Annotated in this window: 20 protein-coding genes; 8 read left to right on the plus strand and 12 right to left on the minus strand. The window is 59.3% G+C overall.

The window, feature by feature from the left end:
- Positions 1 to 2: 2 nt before the first annotated feature.
- The 9 genes from C8K66_RS15855 to C8K66_RS15895 form a co-directional block, all read right to left on the minus strand.
- Positions 3 to 914, minus strand: a complete 912-nt coding sequence (locus C8K66_RS15855; RefSeq protein WP_026139829.1) for an ABC transporter permease subunit — start codon at positions 912 to 914, stop codon at positions 3 to 5.
- A 10-nt stretch (positions 915 to 924) separates the two neighbouring features.
- Positions 925 to 1,935, minus strand: a complete 1,011-nt coding sequence (locus C8K66_RS15860; protein WP_046384710.1) for an ABC transporter permease subunit — start codon at positions 1,933 to 1,935, stop codon at positions 925 to 927.
- Between the two features lie 76 nt (positions 1,936 to 2,011).
- Positions 2,012 to 3,610 (minus strand): ABC transporter substrate-binding protein, encoded by a 1,599-nt coding sequence (locus C8K66_RS15865; protein WP_057004238.1) that lies wholly within the window; start codon positions 3,608 to 3,610, stop codon positions 2,012 to 2,014.
- An 80-nt stretch (positions 3,611 to 3,690) separates the two neighbouring features.
- Positions 3,691 to 5,085 (minus strand): OprD family outer membrane porin, encoded by a 1,395-nt coding sequence (locus tag C8K66_RS15870; RefSeq protein WP_046384708.1) that lies wholly within the window; start codon positions 5,083 to 5,085, stop codon positions 3,691 to 3,693.
- A gap of 169 nt (positions 5,086 to 5,254) precedes the next feature.
- Entirely contained in the window at positions 5,255 to 6,799 is a 1,545-nt protein-coding gene (locus tag C8K66_RS15875; RefSeq protein WP_371928142.1) for an ABC transporter substrate-binding protein, read from the minus strand.
- A 363-nt stretch (positions 6,800 to 7,162) separates the two neighbouring features.
- Positions 7,163 to 8,791: an ABC transporter substrate-binding protein gene (locus C8K66_RS15880; protein WP_057004240.1), complete on the minus strand. Its 1,629-nt coding sequence runs from the start codon at positions 8,789 to 8,791 to the stop codon at positions 7,163 to 7,165.
- Between the two features lie 258 nt (positions 8,792 to 9,049).
- Positions 9,050 to 10,651 carry an ABC transporter substrate-binding protein gene (locus tag C8K66_RS15885; RefSeq protein WP_046384705.1) on the minus strand — a complete coding sequence of 534 codons (1,602 nt, stop codon included), beginning with the start codon at positions 10,649 to 10,651 and terminating at the stop codon, positions 9,050 to 9,052.
- Between the two features lie 92 nt (positions 10,652 to 10,743).
- Positions 10,744 to 13,515 carry a hypothetical protein gene (locus tag C8K66_RS15890; protein WP_186355021.1) on the minus strand — a complete coding sequence of 924 codons (2,772 nt, stop codon included), beginning with the start codon at positions 13,513 to 13,515 and terminating at the stop codon, positions 10,744 to 10,746.
- Between the two features lie 393 nt (positions 13,516 to 13,908).
- Positions 13,909 to 14,619 (minus strand): SIMPL domain-containing protein, encoded by a 711-nt coding sequence (locus C8K66_RS15895; protein ID WP_108525361.1) that lies wholly within the window; start codon positions 14,617 to 14,619, stop codon positions 13,909 to 13,911.
- 204 nt (positions 14,620 to 14,823) lie between these two features.
- On the opposite strand from C8K66_RS15895, the gene C8K66_RS15900 reads away from it, so the two are divergent.
- The 3 genes from C8K66_RS15900 (at position 14,824) to C8K66_RS15910 (ending at position 18,464) form a co-directional block, all read left to right on the plus strand.
- Positions 14,824 to 16,086 (plus strand): ATP-binding protein, encoded by a 1,263-nt coding sequence (locus C8K66_RS15900; RefSeq protein WP_017845431.1) that lies wholly within the window; start codon positions 14,824 to 14,826, stop codon positions 16,084 to 16,086.
- A complete protein-coding gene (locus C8K66_RS15905) occupies positions 16,079 to 16,639 on the plus strand; it encodes a response regulator transcription factor (RefSeq protein ID WP_004372278.1) in 561 nt (186 codons plus the stop codon). The genes C8K66_RS15900 and C8K66_RS15905 overlap by 8 nt, the downstream gene beginning before the upstream one ends.
- A gap of 100 nt (positions 16,640 to 16,739) precedes the next feature.
- On the plus strand, positions 16,740 to 18,464 hold the full coding sequence (locus tag C8K66_RS15910; protein WP_057004242.1) for an ABC transporter ATP-binding protein/permease: 1,725 nt from the start codon (positions 16,740 to 16,742) through the stop codon (positions 18,462 to 18,464).
- Between the two features lie 198 nt (positions 18,465 to 18,662).
- Here the strand turns inward: C8K66_RS15910 and C8K66_RS15915 are convergent, their stop codons facing one another.
- Positions 18,663 to 19,100 carry a YhcB family protein gene (locus C8K66_RS15915; protein WP_003171734.1) on the minus strand — a complete coding sequence of 146 codons (438 nt, stop codon included), beginning with the start codon at positions 19,098 to 19,100 and terminating at the stop codon, positions 18,663 to 18,665.
- Positions 19,101 to 19,247: 147 nt separating this feature from the next.
- On the opposite strand from C8K66_RS15915, the gene C8K66_RS15920 reads away from it, so the two are divergent.
- From C8K66_RS15920 to zapE, 3 genes are all read left to right on the plus strand, one after another.
- Positions 19,248 to 19,877, plus strand: coding sequence for an alpha/beta hydrolase (locus C8K66_RS15920; RefSeq protein WP_026139827.1), 630 nt, complete (start codon positions 19,248 to 19,250; stop codon positions 19,875 to 19,877).
- 24 nt (positions 19,878 to 19,901) lie between these two features.
- On the plus strand, positions 19,902 to 21,257 hold the full coding sequence (locus C8K66_RS15925; protein WP_057004243.1) for a tryptophan--tRNA ligase: 1,356 nt from the start codon (positions 19,902 to 19,904) through the stop codon (positions 21,255 to 21,257).
- Positions 21,258 to 21,336: 79 nt separating this feature from the next.
- The gene (zapE, locus tag C8K66_RS15930) at positions 21,337 to 22,431 is read left to right on the plus strand and encodes a cell division protein ZapE (protein WP_046384701.1); all 1,095 of its coding nucleotides are present in this window, start codon (positions 21,337 to 21,339) and stop codon (positions 22,429 to 22,431) included.
- A 129-nt stretch (positions 22,432 to 22,560) separates the two neighbouring features.
- Here zapE and C8K66_RS15935 read toward each other — a convergent pair whose 3' ends face one another.
- Positions 22,561 to 23,481: a GlxA family transcriptional regulator gene (locus tag C8K66_RS15935; RefSeq protein WP_169850558.1), complete on the minus strand. Its 921-nt coding sequence runs from the start codon at positions 23,479 to 23,481 to the stop codon at positions 22,561 to 22,563.
- Between the two features lie 220 nt (positions 23,482 to 23,701).
- On the opposite strand from C8K66_RS15935, the gene C8K66_RS15940 reads away from it, so the two are divergent.
- Positions 23,702 to 24,838, plus strand: coding sequence for an acyl-CoA dehydrogenase family protein (locus tag C8K66_RS15940; protein WP_017845424.1), 1,137 nt, complete (start codon positions 23,702 to 23,704; stop codon positions 24,836 to 24,838).
- A gap of 114 nt (positions 24,839 to 24,952) precedes the next feature.
- On the opposite strand, the gene C8K66_RS15945 is transcribed toward C8K66_RS15940, so the two are convergent.
- Entirely contained in the window at positions 24,953 to 25,993 is a 1,041-nt protein-coding gene (locus C8K66_RS15945; protein WP_057004245.1) for an NADP(H)-dependent aldo-keto reductase, read from the minus strand.
- 248 nt (positions 25,994 to 26,241) lie between these two features.
- Between C8K66_RS15945 and rplM the strand changes: the two genes are divergently transcribed.
- Positions 26,242 to 26,670, plus strand: coding sequence for a 50S ribosomal protein L13 (gene rplM, locus C8K66_RS15950; RefSeq protein WP_010568039.1), 429 nt, complete (start codon positions 26,242 to 26,244; stop codon positions 26,668 to 26,670).
- The last annotated feature ends 12 nt before the right edge of the window (positions 26,671 to 26,682 follow it).

Consider the following 26,682-nt stretch of genomic DNA (forward strand, 5'->3'; position numbering starts at 1 on the left):
CCTCAGGCGGCGTTCTTGAGTTTCGGGTCCAGCGCGTCGCGCAGGCCGTCGCCCATCAGGTTGATTGCCAGCACGCTGAGCAAAATGGTCAGACCCGGCAGGCTCACGACCCACCAGGCGCGTTCGATGTAGTCACGGGCCGAAGCCAGCATGGTGCCCCACTCCGGCGTTGGCGGTTGCACGCCCAGGCCGAGGAAGCCCAGCGCGGCGGCATCGAGGATCGCCGAAGAGAAACTCAAGGTCGCCTGCACGATCAGCGGCGCCATGCAGTTGGGCAGCACGGTGATGAACATCAGGCGCGGCAGGCCGGCACCGGCGAGGCGGGCGGCGGTCACGTAGTCGCGGTTGAGTTCGCCCATCACCGCGGCGCGGGTCAGACGCACGTAGGACGGCAGCGACACGATGGCGATGGCGATCACGGTGTTGATCAGGCCAGGGCCGAGGATCGCGACAATGGCGACGGCCAGCAGCAGCGATGGCAGGGCCAGCATGATGTCCATCAGGCGCATGATGGTCGGGCCGAGCAGGCGCGGGAAGAACCCGGCGAACAGCCCGAGCAGGATGCCCGGAATCAGCGACATCACCACCGACGACAAACCGATCAGCAGCGACAGGCGCGAGCCTTGGATCAAGCGCGAGAGCAAGTCACGGCCGAGTTCGTCGGTGCCGAGCAGGAACTGGATCTGCCCGCCTTCCAGCCACGACGGCGGGGTCAGCAGGAAGTCGCGATATTGTTCGCTGGGGTTATGCGGCGCCACCCACGGGGCGAACAGCGCGCAGAACACGATCAGCAACATGAACAGCAGGCCGGCAACCGCACCTTTGTTCTTGGAGAAGGCTTGCCAAAATTCTTTGTACGGCGACGGGTACAGCAGGCTCTGATCGACTGCTGACACTGGAGTAGGTGTGGTCATGGTCATGATCTCAGCGCTGGTGACGGATACGTGGGTTGACGAAGCCGTAGAGGATATCCACCACGAAATTCACCAGGATCACCAGGCAGGCGATCAGCAGGATGCCGTTTTGCACCACCGGGTAGTCCCGCGCGCCAATGGCTTCGATCAGCCATTTGCCGATGCCGGGCCACGAGAAGATGGTTTCGGTCAATACCGCACCGGCCAGCAGGGTGCCGACTTGCAGGCCGACCACGGTGAGCACCGGGATCAGCGCGTTCCGCAGGCCATGCACGAACACCACGCGCGCCGGCGACAGGCCTTTGGCCTTGGCGGTGCGGATGTAGTCTTCGCGCAACACTTCGAGCATCGACGAACGGGTCATCCGCGCAATCACCGCCAGCGGGATGGTGCCGAGCACGATGGCCGGCAGGATCAGGTGGTGCAGGGCGTCCCAGAACGCATCTGGCTCGTTGGCCAGCAGGGTGTCGATCAGCATGAAGCCGGTGCGCGGCTCGATGTCGTAGAGCAGGTCGATACGCCCGGAAACCGGGGTCCAGCCCAGGCTCACCGAGAAGAACATGATCAGGATCAGGCCCCACCAGAAGATCGGCATCGAATAGCCCGCGAGGGAGATGCCCATCACCCCATGGTCGAACAGCGATCCTCGCTTCAAGGCCGCGATCACCCCCGCCAACAGGCCCAGGATACCGGCGAACAACAGGGCGGCCATGGACAGCTCCAGGGTCGCCGGGAAGAGTGCGGTGAACTCGGTCCACACGCTGGTGCGCGTGCGCAGGGATTCGCCAAGGTCGCCTTGGGCCAGCTTGCCGATGTAGTCCAGGTACTGCGCATACAACGGCTTGTTAAGGCCAAGGCGTTCCATTGCCTGTGCGTGCATCTCGGGGTCGACCCGGCGTTCGCCCATCATGACTTCTACGGGGTCGCCTGGAATCATGCGGATCAACGCAAACGTCAGCAACGTGATGCCGAAGAAGGTGGGGATCAATAACCCCAATCGGCGGGCAATAAAACTAAACATCTTGTGGTGTACCTCAATCAGCCGGTTAGGCAGGTTCGACACCGTCAACGTCGACGGTGTCGAGCGTTCTTCTTATTTACTTCACCTGGGTGGTGGCGAAGTTATTGGTACCTAGAGGGCTTTGGGTAAAGCCCTCTACGTTTTTGCGCATAGCGGCGAACAGTTTCGGGTAAGCCATGGGAAGCCATGGTTGGTCCTTGTCGAAAATGTCCTGTGCTTGTTCATAGAGTGCAGCGCGCTGGGTGGGTTCAGCGATGGCTCGCGCCTTGTCGATCAGGTCCTGAAATTCCTTATTGCACCAACGGGCGTAGTTTTCGCCGTTCTTGGCCGCATCGCAACTCAGGTTGGGCGTGAGGAAATTATCCGGGTCGCCGTTATCACCTACCCAGCCTGCGGAAACCATGTCGTGCTCACCCGCTTTGGCGCGCTTTAGCATCTCGCCCCATTCCATGACCTTGATGTTGACCTTCAGGCCAACCTGGGCTAGATCCGCCTGCATACGCTGGGCGCCCATCATTGGGTTGGGGTTGGTCGGGCCGCCGTTGGCGCGAGTGAACAGGGTGAACTCGGTGCCTTCCGGCACGCCGGCTTCCTTGAGCAGGGCGCGAGCCTTGTCCAGGTCACGTGGCGGGTTTTTCAGCTTGTCGCTGAAGCCCAGCAGCGTTGGCGGATACGGGCCGGTGCCCACGACTGCGTTGCCTTCGCCAAACAGTGCTTTGGTATAGCCGGCCTTGTCGAACGCGATGTTGATCGCATGGCGCACCCGCGCGTCGCTCATGTATTTGTGGGTGGTGTTCAAGGCAGTGTAGCTGGTGGTCATGGCCGCCAGTCCATCGATCTTCAGGTTCGGGTCTTTCTTGATGCTCGGGATGTCGTCGGGCTTCGGATACAGCGCGATCTGGCATTCGTTGGCCTTGAGCTTCTGCAGGCGCACGTTGTTGTCGGTGGTGATCGCCAGGATCAGCGGGTCGGCCGGCGGCTTGCCGCGGAAGTAGTCCGGGTTGGCCTTGAAACGCACCTGGGCGTCCTTGGCGTAGCGGGTGAAGATGAACGGGCCGGTGCCGACCGGCTTGGCGTTGAGGTCATCGGTCTTGCCGGACTTGAGCAACTGGTCGGCGTATTCGGCCGAGTGGATCGACGAAAACGCCATGGCCAGGTCGGCCAGGAACGGTGCTTCCGGACGGGTCAGGGTGAAGACCACGGTGTGATCGTCGGTCTTCTCGACGCTCTTGAGCAGTTCCTTGAAGCCCATGCTTTCGAAGTACGGGTAGCCCACGTTGGACTTGGTGTGCCACGGGTGTTTCGGGTCCAGCTGGCGCTGGAAGCTCCAAAGCACATCGTCGGCGTTCAGGTTGCGCGTGGGTTTGAAATAGTCGGTGGTGTGGAACTTGATGTCGTCACGCAGGTGGAAGGTGTAGGTCAGGCCATCGGCGCTGATTTCCGGCAGGGCCTTGGCCAGCGCCGGGATCACTTCGGTGGTGCCGGGCTTGAAGTCCACCAGGCGGTTGAACAGGGTTTCGGCGGCGGCGTCGGCGGTGACGGCCGTGGTGTACAGGACCGGATCGAAACCTTCCGGGCTGGCTTCGGTGCAGACCACCAGCGGTTTGGCCGAAATGCCGACCGCCACGCTCAACAGCGCAGCGGCAATGGCAGCTTGTAACGGGAGCATGTTCATTCGGAGCCCTCTGCAATCGATGGGACCAGACGAGCATAGAGGGCGGGCTCGTCCTGAGCCCGCCGTCTACCTGGCGCTGATTAAAGGATGTTGAACGGGATGGTGGTGACCAAACGGAACTCTTTGATGCTGCCGTCGGACTGGAACTCACTGCCACGGTGCTCAACGTAGGTCGCACGAATGGCCGTGGCTTTGAGTGGGCCGCTCTGGATTGCGTAAGAGGCGCCTACACCGTATTCCTGGTGTTTTTCGCCGTCTTGGCTCTGGATGCCGTCATAGGCGAACTTGGCCCGACCACCGTTGCCGGTGTAGTGGGTGCCGTCGATGCCCCAGCCGCGCGCCGAGTAAGCGTTGAACTTCAGGCCTGGCACGCCGTATTCGGCCATGTTGATGGCGTAGGCGATCTGGAAGGACTTTTCGTTCGGGCCGTTGAAGTCCGAGGTCAGGGAGTTGGCCAGGTAGATGCCGTTGGTTTCGTGCAGGTAGTCGAAGTACTCGTTACCGTTCACTGCCTGGTACGCGAAGGTCAGACTGTGCGCCTGGTGGGTCAGGCCGAGCGACAGCGAGTAGGTGTCGTTGTCGATTTCGCCCATCAACTTTTTGCCTTCGTCGACGGTCTTGTAGTAGTTCAGGCCGGTGGTCAGGCCCAATACCGAGCTGTCGCCCAGTTCATGGGTCGCGCCGAAGTAGTACTGGTTCCAGAAGTCTTTGACGTTGGCGGCGAAGATGCTGGTTTTCAGGCTTTTCAGCGGCTGGTAGTTCAGGCCCAGGGTCGACACCTTGTCGGTTTCAGCGCCGTTGCCGTATTCACTGCGGAATTTCGACAGGCTCTGTTCGGTACGTGGCGAAACGCGGTCGAACACGCCGCCCTGGAACGACAGGTTGCTGAACTCTTCGCTGTTGAAACTCACCCCTTCGAAGCTCGAAGGCAGCGCACGGTTGCCGATGGTATCGACGATGCCGCTGCTGAAGTTCTGGCGACCGGCGGTCAGGGTGGTGTTGGAGACGCGGAACTGCACGTTGGCCAGGCCCAGTTTGCTCCACTGGTCGACTGCATCGCCGTTGGAGTCGGCCAGGGTACGGTTGGAGCCGCCCTTGATGTCACGCTTGCTGCGGTCCAGGACCAGTGCGTTGTAGACCGCCAATTCGGTCTTGACGCCCACGGTACCCTGGGTGAAACCCGAGCTGGCGTTGAGGATGGTGCCCTGTACCCAGTTGGTACGATTGCGGTCGGTGCGGGTTTCGCCGTGCTTCTTGTACTCGAAGGTGCCCCCACGGTACTTGCTTTCATGGGAGTACCAGTTACGCGTGGTGCCGCCCAGGCTGAAGTCCTCGATAAAACCCTTGGCTTCGCTTTGAGCGCTGGTGCCGGCCAGTGTGGTGGGAACGAAGTCCTGGCTCTGGGTTTCCGCGTAAGCGGTCGCCGTGATGCTGCTGATGGCCAGGGCCAGAAGCGCTTTGCTGCTCAGTTTCATGGGTGAAGCTCCTTTGGTTCTCTTTTTTTATGCCGGTCTTTTAGGCGAACCGGCTATTGGTGTGTAACTCGTTCAAGCATTTGCAAACGTTTGCTGTAGGAAATTTCCCAACAGAAGGCTGCAAGTTTGCCGGAGAGTGTTATCCACTCCCCGCAATCCGGTTATTTTCTTATGGGGTGATACTGACGCCCGAGAACACGTTGCGGCCGAAGGGGCTCACTTGGAAACCTTCGACTTTGGCGCTTAACGGCTGGTTGACCGTCGAGTGGGCGACGGGTGTGATCGGCACCTGCGCTTTGAGCAGTTGCTGTGCCTGTTTGTACAGAACAGTCCGTTGTTCGCGGTCGGTGACGACCTTGGCTTGCTTGATCAGCTTGTCGTATGCCGGGTCGCACCACATGGAGTAGTTGTTCCCGCCGATGGCGTCGCAGCTGTAGAGGGTGCCCAACCAGTTGTCCGGGTCGCCGTTGTCGCCGGTCCAGCCGATCAGGCTGATATCGTGCTCACCGTTCTTGGTGCGCTTGATGTACTCGCCCCACTCGTAGCTGACGATCTTGACCTTGAGGCCGATCTTGGCCCAGTCGTTCTGCAGCATCTCGGCCATCAGCTTGGCGTTGGGGTTGTACGGCCGTTGTACCGGCATCGCCCACAGGGTGATCTCGGTGCCTTCCTTCACGCCGGCGGCCTTGAGCAGTTCCTTGGCTTTTTCCGGGTTGTAGGCGGCGTCTTTGATGCTGTCGTCGTAAGACCACTGCGTCGGTGGCATGGCGTTGACCGCCAGTTGCCCCGCGCCCTGGTACACGGCGTTGAGGATGCTCTGCTTGTTCACCGCCATGTCCAGCGCCTGGCGCACTTCGAGCTGGTCGAACGGTTTGTGGCGCACGTTGTAGGCGATGTAGCCGAGGTTGAAACCTGGCTTGGTCAGCAGTTGCAGCTTGGGGTCGGCCTTGAGAGCGTCGACATCCGCCGGACGCGGATGCAGGGTGATCTGGCATTCGCCGGCCTTGAGCTTTTGCACGCGCACCGACGCGTCGGTGTTGATGGCGAAGATCAACTGGTCGAGCTTGACCCGGCTCGGGTCCCAGTACTGTTTGTTGCCGGCGTAACGGATCTGCGAGTCTTTCTGGTAGCGCTGGAAGACGAACGGGCCAGTGCCGATCGGCTTCTGGTTGATGTCGCTGGGCTTGCCCTGCTTGAGCAACTGCTCGGCGTATTCGGCCGACAGAATGGAGGCAAAGCTCATGGCGATATTTTGCACGAACGCCGCGTCGACCGTGTTCAGTGTCATCACCACGGTGTGCGGGTCGGTTTTCTCGACCTTGGCGATGTTCTTGTTCAGGCTCATCCCGTTGAAGTACGGAAACTCGGTGGGGTAGGCCTTGCGAAATGGATGGTCGGGGTCAAGCATGCGGTTGAAAGTGAACAACACGTCGTCGGCGTTGAAGTCCCGCGTGGGCTTGAACTCTTTATTGCTGTGGAATTTCACCCCTTCGCGCAGGTGGAAGGTGTAGGTCAGGCCATCTGGCGAAATATCCCACTTGGTTGCCAGCCCCGGTACGACGCTGGTCGCGCCCTTTTCAAACTCAACCAGGCGGTTGTACAGCGGCTCGGCCGCATCGTTGTCGGTGGCGGTGGTGTACTGCGCGGTGTCAAAGCCCGCCGGGCTGCCTTCAGAGCAAAACACCAGGCTCTTTTTTTCGGCGGCGTGGCCCATCGTGGCCACAGCCAGCAGGCTGGTGCCAAAAATTGCGGATAGAACGGTGGTATGGCGCATGACGATCCCGATCCTTGTTTGTAGTTGTCATCAGCGAGCAATCCCCCCGGCATACGGCCAGGGGGACATCACTGATTCCACGCACAGCAAGTGCCCATCAGATTGGAGCCTCTGCTGTCCTACGACGTTAGGGGTCGAGGACTTCGCAGTAAATGCGCAAAATCTGACTGACCTTGTAGGCAACGGAGCCGCGAATCGAAGTTCATTGCCGTAGGACGGCAGCGAGCGCGAATGTGGTCTGTTTCCTACTGGCCTGGCGGATGCAATAACGGCGACGTTATGAAACGTCGCCGCCATCGTTCCTTACTTGCCGCTCACGCTCACGCCGTAGAACGAGTTCAGGCCAAACGGGCTGATCTTGAAGTCCTGTACGGTGTTGCGCATGGGTTGATACACCGTCGAGTGCGCGATAGGTGTCATCGGGACTGCATCTTTGAGGATGTGTTGCGCCTGCTTATACAGCTCGGTGCGTTTGGCGACATCCGAGGTGGCCTTGGCTTCTTTCACGATGCCGTCGAATTTCTTGTCGCACCATTTGGAGAAGTTGTTACCGGACAGCGAGTCGCAGCCGAACAGCACGTTCAGCCAGTTGTCCGGGTCCCCATTGTCGCCGCTCCAGCCAATGATCATGGCCTGGTTCTCGCCGCCTTTGGAACGCTTGATGTACTCGCCCCATTCGTAGCTGACGATGTTGACCTTCAGGCCGATCTGTTTCCAGTCGTTCTGCAGCATCTCGGCCATCAGCTTGGCGTTCGGGTTGTACGGACGCTGGACCGGCATGGCCCACAGGGTGATCTCGGTGCCGTCCTTGATCCCGGCTTCCTTGAGCAGTTCCTTGGCTTTGGCCACGTCGTGCGGGGCATCTTTGATGGTGGTGTCGTAGGACCACTGGGTCGGCGGCATGGCGTTGACCGCCAATTGGCCCGCGCCCTGGTACACCGAGTCGATGATCTGCTGCTTGTTCACCGCCATGTCCAGCGCCTGGCGCACGCGCAGGTCGGACAGCGGGTTAGGCGCGGTCTGGCCCTTGAGCACCGGCATGACGTTGTAAGCGATGTAGCCCAGGTTGAAACCGGCCTGGTTCGGCAGTTTCAAGTCCTTGTCGTCGCCCAGTGCCTTGAGGTCGGCCGGACGGGGGAACAGGGTGATCTGGCATTCGTTTTTCTTGAGCTTCTGGATACGCACCGACGGGTCGGTGGTGATGGCGAAGATCAGGTTGTCGATCTTCACGTCTTCAGGTTTCCAGTAGTCCTTGTTGCCGGTGTAACGAATGTTCGAGTCTTTCTGGTAGCTCTTGAACACGAACGGGCCGGTGCCGACAGGTTTCTGGTTGATGTCCTGCGGCGTGCCGTTTTTCAGCAGTTGCGCGGCGTACTCGGCCGACTGGATCGACGCGAAGCTCATCGCCAGGTTCTGGATGAAGGCGGCGTCCACGGTGCCAAGGGTGAACTTGACGGTGTGGGCATCGACTTTCTCGATGTTCTTGATGTTGGTGTCCATCCCCATGTCCGTGAAGTACGGGAACTCGGTGGGGTAGGCCTTACGGAACGGATCGTCTTTGTTGATCATCCGGTTGAAGGTGAACAGTACGTCGTCGGCCGAGAACTCGCGAGTGGGCTTGAAGTACGGGGTGGTGTGGAACTTGACGCCTTCGCGCAGGTGGAAGGTGTACGTCAGGCCATCCGGGGACACGTCCCAGCTGGTGGCCAGGCCAGGAACGACGGCGGTGCCGCCACGTTCGAACTGGCTCAGACGGTTGAACATGGTTTCGGCCGAAGCATCGAAGTCTGTTCCGGTGGTGTACTGGCCTGGATCAAAACCGGCCGGGCTCCCTTCGGAGCAGAACACCAGGTTAGTCGCCGCTTGGGCGAAAGGCGCTGCGGCCATAAGGCCAGCGCTAACAAGTAACGGAATGACTGCGTGTTTAAGCATGTTGGCCTCATGATTTGTTGTCATTTTTGGTAGTGAGGGCGACCTCGTGAGTCGGCCTGCGGATACTTATGCAGGGGCCATACCCATTGCAAGATGCTGAACGGTTGCAAGGATGAAAGAGTGGTACGAACGTACAAGAATGTCGCAAATATGAAAGTTTCGACATAAATGCGTACATTTGGAGGGCTTTTTCGGTGCCGCATGAGCACCAAAAAGGCCCAATCGAGGCGTGTTATGCACTCGATTGGGGCGTTGCTGTTACTTATCGAGACTCACGCCGTAGAACGGCGTCAGGCCAAAGGGGCTGATTTTGAAGTCCCGCACTTCCTTGCGAAGCGGCTGGAAAACCGTCGAGTTCGCAATAGGCGTTATAGGTACTTGTTCTTTAAGGATTTTTTGTGCCTGCTGATACCACTTGATACGCTGCTCGCGGTCGCTGCTGACCTTGGCCTGTTGCACCAGCTTGTCGTAGGCCGGGTTACACCATTTGGCGTAGTTGCTGCCCTTCACCGCGGCACAGCTGTAGAGCACGCCGAGCCAGTTATCCGGGTCGCCGTTGTCGCCGGTCCAGCCGTAAATCATCGCATCGTGCTCGCCATTCTTGGCGCGCTTGATGTATTCGCCCCACTCATAGCTGACGATGTTGGCCTTGATGCCGATGTTGGCCCAATCCTGTTGGATCATTTGTGCCGACATTCGCGCATTCGGATTGGACGCGCGTTGTACGGTCATCGCCCACAAGTTGATGGTCGTACCGGGTGCAACCCCTGCTTCTTTTAGTAGCGCCCGCGCTTTGGCCGGGTCGAACGGGGCATCCTTGATCGTCGGGTCATAAGACCACTGCGCCGGAGGCAATGCGTTCTGCGCCAGTTGCCCGGCGCTCTGGTACACGGCCTTGATGATCGCCGGTTTATCGATGGCCATGTCCAGGGCCTGGCGCACCTTGAGTTGATCCAGCGGCGGATGCGTCACGTTGTAGGCCAGGAAACCCAGGTTGAACCCTGCTTGCTGCAACACGCGCAGGTTGGGGTCTTGTTTCATCACCTCGATGTCGGCAGGGCGCGGGTAACCGCTGACCTGGCATTCGCCGGCCTTGAGTTTCTGCAGGCGCGACGCGGCGTCCGGGGTGATCGCGAACACCAGGTTGTCGAGCTTCACATCCTCGGGTTTCCAATACTGTTTATTGGCGACGTAGCGAATCTGCGAGTCCTTTTGGTAACGCTTGAACACAAAAGGCCCGGTGCCCACCGGTTTTTGGTTGATGTCTGCGGCGTTGCCGGTCTTCAGCAGTTGCGCGGCGTACTCGGCCGATTGCACTGAGGCGAAACTCATTGCCAGGTTCTGTACGAACGAGGCATCGACGTTGTTCAGGCTGAAGCGCACGGTGTGCTCGTCCAGTTTGTCGACGCTTTTGATCGTGGTGTTCAAACCCATGTCGGTGAAATACGGCGACTCGGACGGGTAGGCCTTGCGAAACGGGCTGTCGGCATCCAGCAGGCGGTTGAAGGTGAACAACACGTCATCGGCGTTGAAGTCGCGGGTGGGCGTGAAGAAGTCGGTGGTGTGGAACTTGACGCCATCACGCAGGTGGAAGGTGTACGTCAGGCCGTCGTTGGAGACCTCCCAACGGGTCGCCAGGCCGGGTTCGACCTCGGTGCCGCCGCGCTTGAACTGGGTCAGGCGGTTGAACACGGTTTCGGCGGAGGCATCGAAATCGGTGCCGCTGGTGTACTGGCTGGGGTCGAAGCCGGCGGGGCTGGCTTCGGAGCAGTAGACCAGGGTGCTGGCCGCCTGGGCCATGGGCATAAAGGCCAGCAGGCCGGCAGCGAGGAGCAGCGGTTTGAAGATGGTTCTTTCCATGGAGACCCCTGAAGTGGCGGCGTATGGCTGCCCAAACGAAAACGGCGGTCCCCGAGGTTACCGCCGTTCAGGTTTATCAGGTAGGGGCTCACTTATATATGTGTTGGCGTCGACACTTCAATCAGGGTTGGCGCGGACGGGTCGATGGTGTAAGTGTCACCACTCAGTTCATTACTTTCACGTATCGTGAATGCCCGCGTGCTGGTGATATCCAAGTCTCGATTAGGTACTGTGCCGTCTTCGGTTCTGAGTTTAAGAACCCATTTGGTCGTGGCCTTGACAGTGTGCGTATTCAGTGAAGGATCATACTCTATGATGAAATGTTTTTGACCTGCCGAAACACCGTAGTTGTCTTTAAGTTGCGGTGGCATTAATTCCAGATAGGCTGGATGCGTGGCGCCTTGGTGAGCCACCTCTGAAATACGCGCTCTCAGATCAGCGTCGGGAATAGTCTCTTCAAGTACGGCCAGCCTGCTTTGTATGGTTTCATGTGCTTCGCCTCCCCTGAAATCAAGTTCGGTTCGCACGATATGACCATTCTCTCTTTTTATGATGGAGTAAATTTCTCGGTTCAAGTCAGGCGCAAAACTTTCGGAGTATCCAGTGTCAGGTTTGGCTCTCTCTCCTTCGGTGACGGCGAAATTACCGTCGTCGATTGTCCAGGAAACAGACAGTTTTCTTTTTATGTTTGAGCCTTCTTCGTACACGTCGTCGTAGAATCGGTAGTTTTTGCTTTCGTCCAGGTTCAAGTAGTCGTCAAACTTCTCGGCGCCGAGAATTTTCGAGCCCTTATCATCAACAAAGCGCTCTGAGAACTTGGGGGTGGATGTTGATTCGGTGCTGGGGGTTGGCGAAGGCGAGCGCTGCCATGGCCATTTCACTCCGCCATCGCCACTCGCGGACTTCCACTGCCCAGCACCTGCAGCATGGACCGTCAGCACGGGTTTGCGAGTGCCTGGGTTAATGACTTGAACATAATTGTCGCTGAGTTTGAAATCGCTTCTGATCTCATACACGTTGCTCGAACCTGTGCCGTCGGTATAGCGGATAAACCATTGATCCTCACCGCTGGTTTTATTCTTGACCTGATAAATACCTTTCGCATTGGGTTGGATATGTTCAATAAGTTGCTCACCGTTCGGCATTGCATGCTCGCTGATATTCTCCGATTCGCTGGGGCGCAACAAGTTGACCTCAGGCTCTAGAGTATGGGAACGCGGAACTTCAGCGTCATTGCTCGATACCTTGGGGGTTCGCACCAAATCAATGTCGTTCGAACGCTCGTTATATTCCCAGCTGTAGCGTTCAACGACCGGGGTCTTACCTAAACCAGACTCCAGCCCTATTGTCGCAAGTTCGTGTCCCAGTTGCAGAGTTGATATCACCGCTGCGGCAGTGCCGCCAACCCGATCATTGGCGGTCATGCCATAGATCGAGTCATGGGCGCCGAAAAAAATATTGCCTGCGTTGCCGACGACGGGGATATAACCGAAAGTATTACCCCAAAAGTCCTTCGCAGCCTTCCAGCTTTGTTGCGTGGAACCAAACACCTCAGTTTGGTCGGACCATACTGAATTGTTTGTGTTCACCTCTTGGTATTTACCTGCAAGACCCGAATCCAGATTGCCGTATTTCAACCGGTAATCGCCACCTCGCGATTCGGTATAGTTGAATGTCTCTGCCACTGGCACGGCTTTATCGGCGAATATACTGGAATACCCTGGGTAGGTTGCATGAGGGTCGACAATCAAATTGTTGAGTACGTCCCCCGCCTTGGGCCAATGTGCATCTGTGCCGCCTTGCCGGTCGCTGGCGTTGAAACTGCGCTGCACATTTTCCCGGTTGTCTTTTGCCCAGTTGGCAAAATCCGCATCGCCGTGTATTTCACGAACTGCGCCGTTCTTCAAATCAAGCATCAAACCCTTGTTGGGCCGATGCTCATAATTGCCGTCAAAAGGGGTATGAGGAATAAATGCATAGCCTGCCAGTGGATAGCCGTAGATGTTGGGAATAATGACTTGTGCATTATTTTCTAATGTACGCTTTACGGCCGCTTGGCTGGCAGGCGTGAGTTTTTCAAAACTGTCTTTATTATTCGCCAGGCTCTGCAAGGTGCCCCGTACAACATAGGCGTCTGCTTTCCCTGAACGTATCGCCAGTGCTCCCGACTCGTGGCTCATGGGCTTGGCTATTTCATGTGTCCAATGATTTTGAAGATTCTGCCCGTGCAATTCCAAGTCGGCGACCTTGCTGCGGTCTTGTGGCGCGATCTCCATGAACTGGAAGTTGAGCGGGCCTCCTCGCTGCACTTTGTCGTGCGCAAAAGCACCCGCCGCGATTTCCCATGCAAAGTAAGTGCGTTTTTCGGTGTCGGTCAGCACCTCGGGTTTTCCGACCCCTTTGTAGGAGGTGAACGTCACTGTGATTTTTTCATGCGGGTCGTACCCGGCCGCCATTAACCCTCCGCTAAAGTAACCAGCAGGTTCGAGGAACTGGCGAGTCTTCTGAAATTTGATGTTGCGTTCGCCTTCGTTACCACGTTCTATCGTATTTGTCTGCGTGACGACGCGCCCGGCATAGGCATCAATGCGCTGCGTGCGCTCCCGCTGCGTATAGCTCGCCGTTGGTGGAGAAGGGGAGACTGATCCAAAAATGACTTGCTTGGAAAAATCAAATTCGTTTTCAGGCGTAGGACCTTTAATCGGTGTGTCGCCCGCTGAAACGCCAAGCGTTCCCTGAGGCGTATTAGTTTGTGACGAAGTTGAGGTCTCAACTTCTCGTTTTTGACGATTATGTACAGGAGTAGGCGGGATAAACGGAGCGTTGGTAGTGACGGCAAGTGGCGGTAGGGATGACGGACACATATTTATTCTCGGCTGATTTTATTCATGAGTTTCATGAGGTTAATTATCTGGCGCGAAGCAATAGCATTCGATACGCGACACTGCTTTATGGCGCCTTTCAGTGGTTTGGTTTTTCTCTAAGTGCTGTTGAGTTACATGAGTGCTGTAGGGCGGCGGATGAAGCCTTTATAACTGGGTGGCGGCATGGCTACTAAAGGTTCCCATGCCTGCTTTATGCTCTGTGACGTAACGACAGTAGCTTTGTGGGGTGCCTACAACTTTAGAAAGAAGTCTTATGCCAAGATATGAGCGACCCACTTCTGATTCAAAATGTTTAGATGAGTTGAATGAAACTGCTCGCGAAAAAAAACGGCGCCAGCCTTGTCGGGCCGCGCCGTTTTTTGTTGATAAGACTTATTGCAAGACTTCGATGACCCCGTCGGCGCTCATGCTCACTTGACTGGTCCCCGCCTCAACTTCCGGCGTCGGCGCCGAATCCATCATGGCGGCTTTCATCATCATCCCGCCGCGTGCGTAAGGTTGTGGATAACCATTGGTGTTGAAGTTCAGGTTGACGATCTTATAACCCTTGCCGCCCAACGCATCGGTGGCCAGTTGGGCGCGAGCCTTGAATGCGCTGACCGCGTCCTTGAGCAGGGCGTCTTCGCTGGACCTGCGCGTGGTGTCAGCGATGGCGAATTCCATGTTTTGCATTTTCAGGGTGTTGAGCAACTCGCCGGTGAGCTTGGACAGCGCCGGGAAGTCTGCGCTCTCCAGGCGCAGTTCGGCGCGTTCGCGCCAGCCGGTGATCTTCTGGTTCTTATTGTCGTAGATCGGGTAGCTGTTGCGGCTGCCCTGACGCAGGGTCACGGCCTTGACTTCGCGGGCCTGGCCCAGGGCCTGGTTCATGGTGGTGGTGACGTCGGCGGCGAGCTTGGCGGGGTCGGCGTTCTGGGATTCGGTATAGAGCGTCACGATCATCTTGTCGCGGGCCACTTCCTGGCTGACTTCGGCGCGCAGGGCGATCTGGTTGTAATGCAACTCATCGGCGGCGACGGCCGGGAGGCTGGCCAGGGTGCTGGCGCTGAGGGTGAGAGCGGCTGCGTTGCGAATGAAACGGGACATGGAAGCTCCTTGGAATGTTCGTATCGGTATGACTGTAGACGGTGGTGCCGGGTTCTTCGGGTTTACACATTCACTACAAGTTGTCGCAGTGCCGACGAACGGTCATTCAGCGCGCCTGCGTCAAAGAGCCACACGCGCCGTGTCTGCCGGTCGGCTTCGTTTATACTCCTGCCGATCCGCCTGCAGCGCTCACCGGGAGAGCTCATGCTCGCCGCCGTAAAACTGACTTCCGCCACCCGCCAGAACCTCTGGCGCCTGACGTTCATTCGCACCTTGGTATTGGCCGCGCAGGCCGGTTCCGTCGGGCTTGCCTATTGGTTCGACCTGCTGCCGCTGCCGTGGCTGCAACTGAGCGTGACCCTGGGTTTTTCCACCGTGTTGTGTGCGTTTACCGCCATCCGGTTGCGTACCACCTGGCCGGTGACCGAGCTGGAATACGCCCTGCAGTTGGCCTGCGACCTGTTTATCCACAGTGTGTTGCTGTATTTCTCTGGTGGTTCCACCAATCCGTTCGTTTCGTATTACCTGGTGCCCTTGACCATAGCGGCCGTGACCTTGCCGTGGCGCTACTCGGTGATACTCTCCGGCATTGCCCTGACCCTGTACACCTTGCTGCTGGCGCAGTTCTACCCGTTGCAGACGTTCCCCATCGCCCGGGAAAACCTGCAGATCTACGGGATGTGGCTGAGCTTCGCGCTGTCCGCCGCAGTCATCACCTTTTTTGCTGCGCGCATGGCCGAAGAACTGCGCCGCCAGGAAGAATTGCGCGCCATCCGCCGCGAAGAAGGCCTGCGCGACCAGCAACTGCTGGCCGTCGCGACCCAGGCCGCCGGTGCGGCCCATGAGTTGGGCACGCCCCTGGCGACCATGAGCGTGCTGCTCAACGAAATGACCCAGGACCATCACGATCCGGCGCTGCAAGAAGACCTCGGCGTGCTGCGCGAACAGGTCAAGCAGTGCAAGCAAACCTTGCAGCAACTGGTGCGCGCCGCCGAAGCCAACCGCCGCCTGGCGGTGGAGATGCAGGACGTGACCCAGTGGCTCGACGAAGCCCTGAACCGCTGGCACCTGATGCGTCCCGAAGCCAGTTACCGTTTCCACCTGCTGGGGCAGGGCAGCGTGCCGCGCATGGCGCCGCCGCCGGACCTGACCCAGGCCCTGCTCAACCTGTTGAACAATGCCGCCGATGCCTGCCCCGAAGGCCTGGAAGTGCAGCTGGACTGGGACACGGAAAACCTCACCATCAGCATTCGTGACCACGGCGCGGGCGTGCCGCTGGCTATTGCCGAGCAGATCGGTAAACCTTTCTTTACCACCAAGGGCAAAGGCTTCGGCCTCGGCCTGTTTTTGAGCAAGGCCAGCGTGACCCGCGCGGGCGGCTCAGTGAAGCTCTATAGTCATGAGGAAGGCGGCACGCTCACCGAGCTGCGCCTGCCCCGTGTCGCACGAGGAGATATCGATGAGTGATGAGATCCAAGTCGAAGGCGAAGAACTGCCGCATCTGTTGCTGGTAGATGATGACGCTACCTTTACCCGCGTCATGGCGCGTGCCATGAGCCGTCGCGGTTTCCGCGTCAGCACCGCGGGCTCCGCGGAAGAGGGCCTGAGCATCGCCCAGGCCGACCTGCCGGACTACGCCGCGCTCGACCTGAAAATGGACGGCGACTCCGGCCTGGTGCTGCTGCCCAAGCTGCTCGAACTCGATCCGGAAATGCGCGTGGTGATCCTCACCGGTTATTCCAGCATTGCCACCGCTGTCGAAGCCATCAAGCGTGGCGCCTGCAACTACCTGTGCAAACCGGCGGACGCCGACGACGTGCTGGCCGCCTTGCTCTCCGAGCATGCCGACCTCGACACCCTGGTGCCGGAAAACCCGATGTCGGTGGACCGCCTGCAGTGGGAACACATCCAGCGCGTGCTGACCGAGCATGAAGGCAATATCTCGGCCACCGCCCGCGCGCTGGGCATGCACCGGCGTACCCTGCAACGCAAGCTGCAGAAGCGCCCGGTACGGCGCTGAACGCCGGCTGAACAATCTACTTCAGGCCGCACGGCGCCTTGAACCGATGCTCTATGATCGGTTCAAACGCCTGCCATCTATTTCCTACCGAGCCTGAACGATGAATCAGAACGCTGAGTACTCCGCGGTCAACGACGCGGTGCGTGGGCACTTTTTTCGCCGAACCTGGGCGATGATCACGCCCTATTGGCGCAGTGAAGAAAAGGGCAAGGCGTGGTTGCTGTTGTTGGCGGTGATTGGTTTGTCGCTGTTCAGCGTCGCGATCTCCGTGTGGATCAACCACTGGTACAAGGATTTCTACAACGCCCTGGAACATAAGGACACGGCGGCCTTCTGGCAACTGATCGGCTATTTCGGCGGCATCGCTGCGGTGGCCATCCTCGGTGCGGTTTATCGCTTGTACCTGACCCAGATGCTGACCATCCGTTGGCGGGCCTGGTTGACCGAAAAACACTTCGCACGCTGGCTCAGCGACAAAAACTACTACCAGTTGGAGCAGGGCGGTTATACCGATAACCCGGACCAGCGGATCTCCGAAGACCTCAATAACTTCACCTCCAGCAGCTTGAGCCTCGGCCTGGGCCTGCTGCGCAATGTGGTCAGCCTGGTGTCGTTTTCGATCATCCTGTGGGGTGTGTCGGGCAGCATCGAAGTGTTCGGTATCACCATTCCCGGCTACATGTTCTGGTGTGCATTGCTCTATGCCGCTGTGGGCAGTTGGCTGACGCACCTGATCGGGCGTCGCTTGATCGGGCTGAACAATCAACAACAACGCTTCGAGGCGGATTTGCGCTTCTCGATGGTCCGGGTCCGCGAGAATGCCGAGAGCATTGCCTTGTACAACGGCGAGCCCAACGAAAATCGCCGTTTGAGCCAACGCTTCGGCCGGGTCTGGCATAACTTCTGGGACATCATGAAAGTGTCCAAGCGCCTGACTTTCTTCACCGCCGGCTACAGCCAGATCGCAATCATCTTCCCGTTCATCGTCGCCGCGCCGCGCTACTTCACCGGCAAGATCGAGCTGGGCGAGCTGATGCAAATCAACTCGGCGTTCGGCAACGTCCAGGAGAACTTCAGCTGGTTTATCGGCGCGTACACGGAGCTGGCCAGTTGGCGCGCCACCAGTGATCGTCTGCTGAGTTTCCAGCAGGCCATGAGCGATAACGAGCAGCGCCCCGCGGCCATCGACGTGCGCCCGGAAGGCGAGCGCCTGGTGGTAGAGAAGCTCGGCATGGACCTGGCCGATGGCCGCCACTTGCTCGCCGGCGCCGACATGGTCGTCGAGCCGGGCCAGCGCCTGATGCTCAGCGGGCGTTCCGGCAGCGGTAAAAGTACGTTGCTGCGTGCCATGGGCCAGCTGTGGCCGGCGGGCCATGGCAGCATCCGCCTGCCGGCGGCGCGTTACCTGTTTCTGCCGCAGAAGCCGTATCTGCCGATCGGCACGTTGAAGGCCGCGCTGAGTTATCCACAGGACGACGGCGTGTACATGGACGAACGTTATGCACAGGTCCTGGAAACCTGCCGCTTGCCGCATCTGGTCGCGCGGCTGGACGAAGCCAACCACTGGCAGCGCATGCTCTCGCCCGGCGAGCAACAGCGCCTGGCCTTTGCCCGTGCGTTGTTGTTCGCACCGCAGTGGCTGTACATGGACGAAGCGACATCGGCCATGGATGAAGAGGATGAGGCGACGTTGTACCAGGCGTTGATCGATGAGCTGCCGGGGCTGAGCATCGTCAGCGTCGGCCATCGCAGCAGCCTCAAGCGCTTCCATGGGCGGCATGTGCGGATCGAAAGCGGCCACCTGCAAGAACAACCCGTGTCCTGAGGGCCGTACTCGGTCAGTGTGGGAGGGAGCTTGCTCCCGATAGCAGTGTGTCAGTCAGCCTATATATCAACTGATCCGCCGCTATCAGGAGCAAGCTCTCTCCCACAATGGCATCCCCGCTGGTCTGGAGATTGAGGCCCAACAAAAAGCCCGGCTGATCATCGATCAGCCGGGCTTTTTTACAGCGCCTGAAAAGACTTACTTCTTCAAGCCGTAATGCTCATCCAGCATGCCAGGGGCGTTCGGCGTTTTTGGCGCGTAGTCCCGTGGCGGCTCCTGGTTTTCCCGTGGCGGGGTCAGGCGTTCCCGTGGGGTTTGCGGTGCATCGGAATGCAGCGCGGCCAGCAGGCGCTGACGGGTGATGTCGTCGAGCGCCAGGCGGTTGGCGCCGTCGGCGAGGTGATCCTGTACTTCCTGGTAGCTCTGGGTGAGCTTCTTGACCAGGGTCGCGGTGCTGTTGAAGTGGGTAACAACCTCGTTCTGATAACTGTCAAAACGTTCCTGAATGTCATCCAACTGACGCTGCGTGCGGTTAGGCGCGGCATTCGGCAGCAAGCGAGCAACCAGGAATCCAATGGCGACACCGGCAACCAGGGCAAGAGTCGGCAACAACCAAACTAAGAGCGAGTGTTCCACGAGTCCTTCCTCTATAAACGGCTTTGCTTTACGTTAACGGCTCGGACCTGCGCTGTATACCGCGATTAAGCTCGCAATGATGCCATGCACAGACTTTTAGCTAGACGAGTCGACCCTTTGAGAGGTCACGGAGTTCATTCCTTGCTCATGCGTGAAACCCCTGTTTTGATCGATGGCCCGGTAGGCCAATTGGAAGCCCTGTACCTGGATCAGCCCGCGCCACGTGGCCTGGCGCTGATCTGCCACCCTAACCCGGTGCAGGGTGGGACCATGCTCAATAAAGTTGTTTCGACCCTGCAACGCACCGCCCGCGATGCCGGTTTGATCACCTTGCGATTCAATTACCGTGGCGTCGGTGCCAGCGCCGGCACCCATGACATGGCCAGCGGTGAAGTGGACGATGCCGAAGCGGCCGCCACCTGGTTGCGCAAGAAACACCCCGACCTGCCGATCACCTTGCTCGGTTTTTCGTTTGGTGGCTATGTCGCCGCCAGCCTCGGCGGTCGTCTGGAAGCCAAGGGCGAAAAGCTCGCGCACCTGTTCATGGTCGCCGCCGCGGTGATGCGCCTGGGCGATGCCGACCTGCTGCCGCAGAACTGCCCGCTGACCCTGATCCAGCCGGAAACCGACGAAGTGGTCGACCCGCAATGCGTCTACGACTGGTCCGCCGCCCTGAAACGCCCCCATGAGCTGCTGAAAGTGGCAGAATGCGGACACTTTTTTCATGGCAAGCTCACCGATCTCAAGGATCTGGTGCTGCCGCGCCTCTCGAATTGATAGCAGTCTGATAAGCGATTACCCATGACGACTCGTACCCGTATCCTCACCGGCATCACCACCACCGGCACGCCGCACCTGGGCAACTACGCCGGTGCGATCCGCCCGGCGATCCTTGCCAGTCAGGACGCCAATGCCGACTCCTTCTACTTCCTGGCCGACTACCACGCCCTGATCAAATGCGATGACCCGCAGCGCATCCAACGCTCGCGTATGGAAATCGCCGCGACCTGGCTGGCCGGTGGCCTGGATGTGAACCGGGTGACGTTCTATCGCCAGTCCGACATTCCCGAGATCCCCGAGCTGACCTGGCTGCTGACCTGCGTCGCCGCCAAGGGCCTGCTCAACCGCGCCCATGCCTACAAGGCGTCGGTGGACAAGAACGTGGAAAACGGCGAAGACCCGGATGCGGGCATCACCATGGGCCTGTACAGCTACCCGGTGCTGATGGCGGCGGACATTTTGATGTTCAACGCGCACAAGGTGCCGGTGGGCCGCGACCAGATCCAGCACGTGGAAATGGCCCGCGACATCGGTCAGCGCTTCAACCACCTGTTCGGCAACGGTAAAGAGTTCTTCACCCTGCCCGAGGCGGTGATCGAAGAAAGCGTCGCCACCTTGCCGGGCCTGGACGGTCGCAAGATGTCGAAGAGCTACGACAACACCATCCCGTTGTTCACCAGCGCCAAGGACATGAAAGACGCGATCTCGCGGATCGTCACCGACTCCCGCGCGCCCGGCGAAGCCAAGGACCCGGACAATTCGCACCTGTTCACCCTGTACCAGGCGTTTGCCAGCAAGGCCCAGGAACAGGAATTCCGCGCCGAGTTGCTGCAAGGCCTGGGCTGGGGCGAGGCGAAGAACCGTCTGTTCCAACTGCTGGACGGGCAACTGGGTGAAGCCCGTGAGCGTTACCACCAATTGATGTCGCGCCCGGCGGACATGGAAGATCTGCTGCTGATCGGCGCCCAAAAAGCCCGCGCCGTGGCCGCGCCGTTCCTCGCCGAGCTGCGTGAGGCCGTTGGCCTGCGTTCGTTCGTCAACCAGGCCGCGGCGCCGGTCAGCACCAAGAAAAAGGCCGCGAAAGCCGCGCGCTTCGTGAGTTTCCGCGAAGACGACGGCAGCTTCCGCTTCCGCCTGTTGGCGGCCGATGGCGAGCAACTGCTGCTGTCGCGCAACTTCGCCGACGGCAAGGCGGCTGGCGCCGTGACCAAGCAATTGCAAAGCGGCGCCGCGCTGGACGTGCGCCCTGAAGCCCTGAGCTTCAGCGTATGGCTGGACGACGCTGCGGTTGCCGACAGCGCGCCATTCGCCGACACCGCGTCGCGCGATGCCGCCATCGAAGCCCTGCGCGTCGCGCTGACCCCCCTCGAGGATTAACCCGACCAAGGGTTGATTGCCATTATCCAGGGCCGTCGTTACAGTGACGGCCCGTTTTTGTTGCCTTGCTAACGAAATTATGACGCCCCTAGAACGATATCAAGCTGATCTGAAACGCCCTGAATTCTTCCATGACGCGGCCCAGGAAACGGCGGTGCGTCATTTGCAGCGTCTGTACGAAGACCTGGTCGCGGCCTCGCAGAGTAAGCCAGGGATGCTCGGCAAGCTGTTTGGCAAGAAAGACCGCACGCCGGTCAAGGGCCTGTACTTCTGGGGCGGCGTGGGTCGCGGCAAGACCTACCTGGTGGACACGTTCTTCGAAGCGCTGCCGTTCAAGGAAAAGGTCCGCACGCACTTCCACCGCTTCATGAAGCGCGTCCATGAAGAGATGAAAACCCTGCCGGGCGAGAAAAACCCGTTGACCATCATCGCCAAGCGGTTCTCCGCAGAGGCGCGGGTGATCTGCTTCGATGAGTTCTTCGTCTCCGACATCACCGACGCCATGATCCTCGGCACCCTGATGGAAGAGCTGTTCAAGAACGGCGTGACCCTGGTCGCCACCTCGAACATCGTGCCCGATGGCCTGTACAAGGACGGCCTGCAACGCGCGCGCTTCCTGCCGGCCATTGCGCTGATCAAGCAGAACACCGAGATCGTCAACGTCGACAGCGGCGTCGATTACCGCCTGCGGCACCTGGAGCAAGCGGAGTTGTTCCACTTCCCGCTCAACGACGCGGCGCAAGATAGCCTGCGCAAAAGCTTCCGCGCCCTCACGCCGGAATGCACCCAGGCGGTGGAAAACGACAAGTTGATCATCGAAAACCGCCAAATCATCGCGCTGCGTACCTGCGATGACGTGGCCTGGTTCGACTTCCGCGAACTGTGCGACGGCCCGCGCAGCCAGAACGACTACATCGAACTGGGCAAGATCTTCCACGCCGTGATCCTCAGTGGCGTGGAGCAGATGAGCGTCAGCACCGACGACATCGCGCGCCGCTTTATCAACATGGTCGACGAGTTCTACGACCGCAACGTCAAGTTGATCATCTCGGCGGAAGTCGAGCTCAAGGACCTCTACACCGGCGGTCGCTTGAACTTCGAATTCCAGCGCACCCTGAGCCGCCTGCTGGAGATGCAATCCCACGAGTTCCTGTCGCGGGCGCACAAACCCTAAGCACGACGCAGTAAAAAGTGTGGGAGGGGGCTTGCCCCCGATAGCGGTGTATCAGTGCCAGATGTACTGACTGATACACCGCTATCGGGAGCAAGCTCCCTCCCACATTTTGTCTCTGTACAGCCCTGATTACGCGGCTTGCTGGAATTGCTGGCGGTACTGGTTCGGTGACAGTTCGGTGTGCTGCCTGAACAGCCGCGCAAAGAAACTCGCATCGTCGTAGCCCACCTCATAACTGATGGTCTTGATGCTCTTGCGGCTGCCCGAGAGCAGCCCTTTTGCCGTCTCGATGCGCAAGCGTTGCAGGTAATGCAGCGGCTTGTCGCCGGTGGCGGTCTGGAAGCGGCGCATGAAGTTGCGGATGCTCATGCCGTGCTCCCGGGCCACGTCCTCGAAGCGGAACTTGTCGGCGAAATGCTCTTCGAGCCAGTGCTGGATCTGCAGGATGATCACATCCTGGTGCAGCTTCTGCCCGCCGAAACCGATCCGTCCCGGCGAATAGTTGCGCTGCACTTCGTAAAGAATATCGCGGGCCACGGCCTGGGCGATGTTGGCGCCGCAGAAGCGTTCGATCAGATAGATGTAGAGGTCGCAGGCCGAGGTGGTGCCGCCGGCGCAGTACAGGTTGTCGGCGTCGGTCAGGTGCTTGTCCTGGTTGAGCTGGACCTTGGGGAAGCGCTCGCTGAAGGCAGTGAAGAAACGCCAGTAGGTGGTCGCCTCCTTGCCATCGAGCAGCCCGGCTTCGGCCAGCCAGAACACCCCGGTCGCTTCGCCGCAGAGCACCGCGCCGCGGGCGTGCTGTTCGCGCAGCCACGGCAGCACTTGCGGGTAGCGCGTACTCAGGGCATCGAAGTCATCCCAGAAGGCCGGCAGCACGATGATGTCGGCGTCTTCCAGGCCGCCGTCCACCGGCATGATCACATCACTGAAGCTGCGCACCGATTGCCCGTCGGGGCTGACCAGGCGCGTTTCGAACGCGGGAGTCAGGCCCAGGCCTTGTTGTTTGCCGTAACGCAGGCTGGCGAGGTGGAAGAAATCCTTGGCTTGCATGAGGGTGGAAGCGAACACCCGATCAATGGCCAAAATGCTGACGCGCCGCAAGGGCGTGGAGATTTGGTTAGACATAATTTCATTTATTCTTATAGGGGAAAGTGGTCACCAGACGGCTGGATCGTCTTATTTTTTGTCGCATGTGTCCAGTGTCCTGTGACGCCTTCGCGGCATAGGCTCTGTGGTTCGTCTTTGTCCGACAATCCACGCAGGTGACCTCATGATCCCCAGAACGTTGTTCAGCCCGGAACACGAACTCTTCCGCCAGAGCGTGCGTACCTTCCTTGAAAAAGACGCTGCGCCGTTCCATGCACAATGGGAGAAGCAGGGCTATATCGACCGTGCGCTGTGGAACAAGGCCGGCGAGGCGGGGATGTTGTGTTCCCATCTGCCGGAGGAGTACGGCGGCCTGGGCGCGGACTTTCTCTACAGCGCGGTGGTGATCGAAGAGATCAGCCGCCTGGGCCTGACCGGCATCGGTTTCTCCCTGCATTCGGACATTGTCGCGCCGTATATCCTGCATTACGGCAGTGAAGCGCTGAAGCACCAATACCTGCCCCAATTGATCTCCGGCGAGAAGGTCACGGCCATCGCCATGACCGAGCCGGGCGCCGGGTCCGACCTGCAAGGGGTCAAGACCACGGCGGTGCTGGACGGCGATGAGTATGTGATCAACGGCTCCAAGACCTTCATTACCAACGGCTTTCTCGCCGATCTGGTGATCGTGGTCGCCAAGACCGACCCCAAGGCCGGCGCCAAGGGCACCAGCCTGTTCCTGGTGGAGGCCGCTACGCCGGGCTTCGACAAGGGCAAGCGCCTGGAGAAGGTTGGCATGAAGGCTCAGGACACTTCGGAGCTGTTCTTCCAGGATGTCCGTGTGCCCAAGGAAAACCTGCTGGGCCAGGCGGGCATGGGTTTCGCCTACTTGATGCAGGAGCTGCCGCAGGAGCGCTTGACCGTGGCGATTGGCGCGCTGGCATCAGCCGAAGCGGCGCTGCAATGGACCCTCGACTACACCCGTGAGCGCAAGGCCTTCGGCAAGGCGATTGCCGACTTCCAGAACACCCGCTTCAAACTGGCGGAGATGGCCACCGAGATCCAGATCGGCCGCGTGTTCGTCGATAAATGCCTGGCGTTGCACCTGGAGGGCAAGCTCGACGTGCCCACCGCCGCCATGGCCAAGTACTGGGCCACGGACCTGCAATGCAAGGTGCTCGACGAGTGTGTGCAATTGCACGGCGGCTACGGCTTCATGTGGGAATACCCGATCGCCCGCGCCTGGGCGGATGCGCGGGTGCAGCGGATTTATGCGGGGACCAATGAGATCATGAAGGAGATTATCGCGCGGGCGCTTTGATTTCGATGGTGTGGCTGAGGGCCTCATCGGGGGCAAGCCCCCTCCCACGTTTTACTGGGTTCACACGGCTAAGTGTGGGAGGGGGCTTGCCCCCGATAGCGTTCTAGAGATCAATCAAGGTGCTGGATTAGGATGATCCTTCTGAATCGCCTCAATCCCCTCCAGCACCTCTTTCGACAGTTTCAGGTCAGCGCTGGCAAGGTTGCTGTCCAGTTGCTCCAGGCTCGTCGCACCAATGATATTGCTGGTCACGAACGGCTGCTGCGTGACGAACGCCAACGCCATCTGCGCTGGGTCCAGGCCGTGTTTGCGGGCCAGGGCCACATAACGGCTGCACGCTGCTTCCGACTGCGGGTTGAAATAGCGACTGAAGCGGCTGTATTCGGTCAGGCGGGCTTTTGCCGGGCGCGCACCGCCTTCGTATTTGCCGCTGAGCATGCCGAATGCCAGGGGCGAATAAGCCAGCAGACCGCACTGTTCGCGAATGGCGATTTCCGCCAGGCCCACTTCAAAGCTGCGGTTGAGCAGGTTGTAGGGGTTCTGGATCGACACCGCGCGGGTCCAGCCGCGGGCTTCGGCCAGGGCGAGGAACTTCATGGTGCCCCACGGCGTTTCGTTGGACAGACCGATGTGGCGGATCTTGCCGGCCTTCACCTGCGCGTCCAGCGCTTCGAGGGTTTCCTCCAGCGGCGTCAGGTCGTCTTCGTCCTTGTGCTTGTAGCCCAGCTGGCCGAAGAAGTTGGTGCTGCGCTCCGGCCAGTGCAACTGGTAGAGGTCGATCCAGTCGGTCTGCAGGCGCTTGAGGCTCGCATCCAGGGCTTCGACGATGTGCTGGCGGTTGTGGCGCAGGTGGCCGCCGCGGATATAGTCGATGGTGTTGCCGGGGCCGGCGATCTTGCTGGCGAGAATCCAGTCGGCGCGGTCGCCGCGGCTTTTGAAGTAATTCCCGATGTAGCGCTCGGTGGTGGCATAGGTGTCGGCCTTGGGTGGCACCGGGTACATTTCCGCCGTGTCGAGGAAGTTGATCCCCGCGGCCTTGGCCCGTTCGATCTGCGCGAAGGCCTCTGCCTCGCTGTTCTGCTCGCCCCAGGTCATGGTGCCCAAGGCTATCGCGCTTACGTGCAGATCGGTACGGCCCAGCTGTCGATAATCCATCGGGTGCTCCTTCGGGGAAAACAATCATAAAAGCAGGTTGAATTTTTTTTCGCAATCTGCATAATTGCCCACCTCTTTCTGCAGTGGAAGTGATGCGCCGCCTGCCGAAGAATCTTGCCGTTGAACGGACGCGCCGACCCGAGCCCCCGATAGCGTCTGTATCCGGCTGCCTTTGACTTGTCAAAGTACGCACTATTCAGTAAGATCCGCCGTCTAATTTACAGGGCGGCCCCTGAGGCTATTAAAGAATGACAACTTTTACTGCAAAACCGGAAACAGTTCAGCGCGACTGGTTTGTCGTCGACGCCGCTGGTCAGACTCTGGGTCGTCTGGCCACTGAAGTCGCCAGCCGTCTGCGTGGCAAGCACAAGCCTGAATACACCCCTCACGTTGACACCGGTGACTACATCGTGATCATCAACGCTGAGCAGGTACGTGTTACCGGCAACAAAGCGCAAGACAAAATGTACTACCGTCACTCCGGTTTCCCAGGCGGCATCAAGTCTTCCAATTTCGAAGGTCTGATCGCCAAGAAGCCTGAGGCCCCGATTGAAATCGCGGTTAAAGGCATGCTGCCGAAGGGCCCACTGGGTCGCGATATGTTTCGCAAGCTGAAAGTCTATGCGGGCGCTGCTCACCCTCATGCTGCTCAGCAGCCCCAAGAACTGAAGTTTTAACGGAATAGTTCA

The sequence above is a fragment of the Pseudomonas sp. GV105 genome, from assembly GCF_003058185.1.
Taxonomy (GTDB): domain Bacteria; phylum Pseudomonadota; class Gammaproteobacteria; order Pseudomonadales; family Pseudomonadaceae; genus Aquipseudomonas; species Aquipseudomonas veronii.

Coding starts and splice junctions, on each gene's coding strand:
- C8K66_RS15885 (WP_046384705.1), bottom strand. CDS start 10,651: ATGGAAAGAACCATCTTCAAACCGCTGCTCCTCGCTGCCGGCCTGCTG.
- zapE (WP_046384701.1), top strand. CDS start 21,337: ATGACGCCCCTAGAACGATATCAAGCTGATCTGAAACGCCCTGAATTC.
- C8K66_RS15920 (WP_026139827.1), top strand. CDS start 19,248: ATGCGTGAAACCCCTGTTTTGATCGATGGCCCGGTAGGCCAATTGGAA.
- rplM (WP_010568039.1), top strand. CDS start 26,242: ATGACAACTTTTACTGCAAAACCGGAAACAGTTCAGCGCGACTGGTTT.
- C8K66_RS15875 (WP_371928142.1), bottom strand. CDS start 6,799: ATGGGCCACGCCGCCGAAAAAAAGAGCCTGGTGTTTTGCTCTGAAGGC.
- C8K66_RS15905 (WP_004372278.1), top strand. CDS start 16,079: ATGAGTGATGAGATCCAAGTCGAAGGCGAAGAACTGCCGCATCTGTTG.
- C8K66_RS15895 (WP_108525361.1), bottom strand. CDS start 14,619: ATGTCCCGTTTCATTCGCAACGCAGCCGCTCTCACCCTCAGCGCCAGC.
- C8K66_RS15865 (WP_057004238.1), bottom strand. CDS start 3,610: ATGAACATGCTCCCGTTACAAGCTGCCATTGCCGCTGCGCTGTTGAGC.
- C8K66_RS15855 (WP_026139829.1), bottom strand. CDS start 914: ATGACCACACCTACTCCAGTGTCAGCAGTCGATCAGAGCCTGCTGTAC.
- C8K66_RS15945 (WP_057004245.1), bottom strand. CDS start 25,993: ATGGATTATCGACAGCTGGGCCGTACCGATCTGCACGTAAGCGCGATA.
- C8K66_RS15925 (WP_057004243.1), top strand. CDS start 19,902: ATGACGACTCGTACCCGTATCCTCACCGGCATCACCACCACCGGCACG.
- C8K66_RS15910 (WP_057004242.1), top strand. CDS start 16,740: ATGAATCAGAACGCTGAGTACTCCGCGGTCAACGACGCGGTGCGTGGG.
- C8K66_RS15940 (WP_017845424.1), top strand. CDS start 23,702: ATGATCCCCAGAACGTTGTTCAGCCCGGAACACGAACTCTTCCGCCAG.
- C8K66_RS15890 (WP_186355021.1), bottom strand. CDS start 13,515: ATGTGTCCGTCATCCCTACCGCCACTTGCCGTCACTACCAACGCTCCG.
- C8K66_RS15900 (WP_017845431.1), top strand. CDS start 14,824: ATGCTCGCCGCCGTAAAACTGACTTCCGCCACCCGCCAGAACCTCTGG.
- C8K66_RS15880 (WP_057004240.1), bottom strand. CDS start 8,791: ATGCTTAAACACGCAGTCATTCCGTTACTTGTTAGCGCTGGCCTTATG.
- C8K66_RS15860 (WP_046384710.1), bottom strand. CDS start 1,935: ATGTTTAGTTTTATTGCCCGCCGATTGGGGTTATTGATCCCCACCTTC.
- C8K66_RS15870 (WP_046384708.1), bottom strand. CDS start 5,085: ATGAAACTGAGCAGCAAAGCGCTTCTGGCCCTGGCCATCAGCAGCATC.
- C8K66_RS15935 (WP_169850558.1), bottom strand. CDS start 23,481: ATGCAAGCCAAGGATTTCTTCCACCTCGCCAGCCTGCGTTACGGCAAA.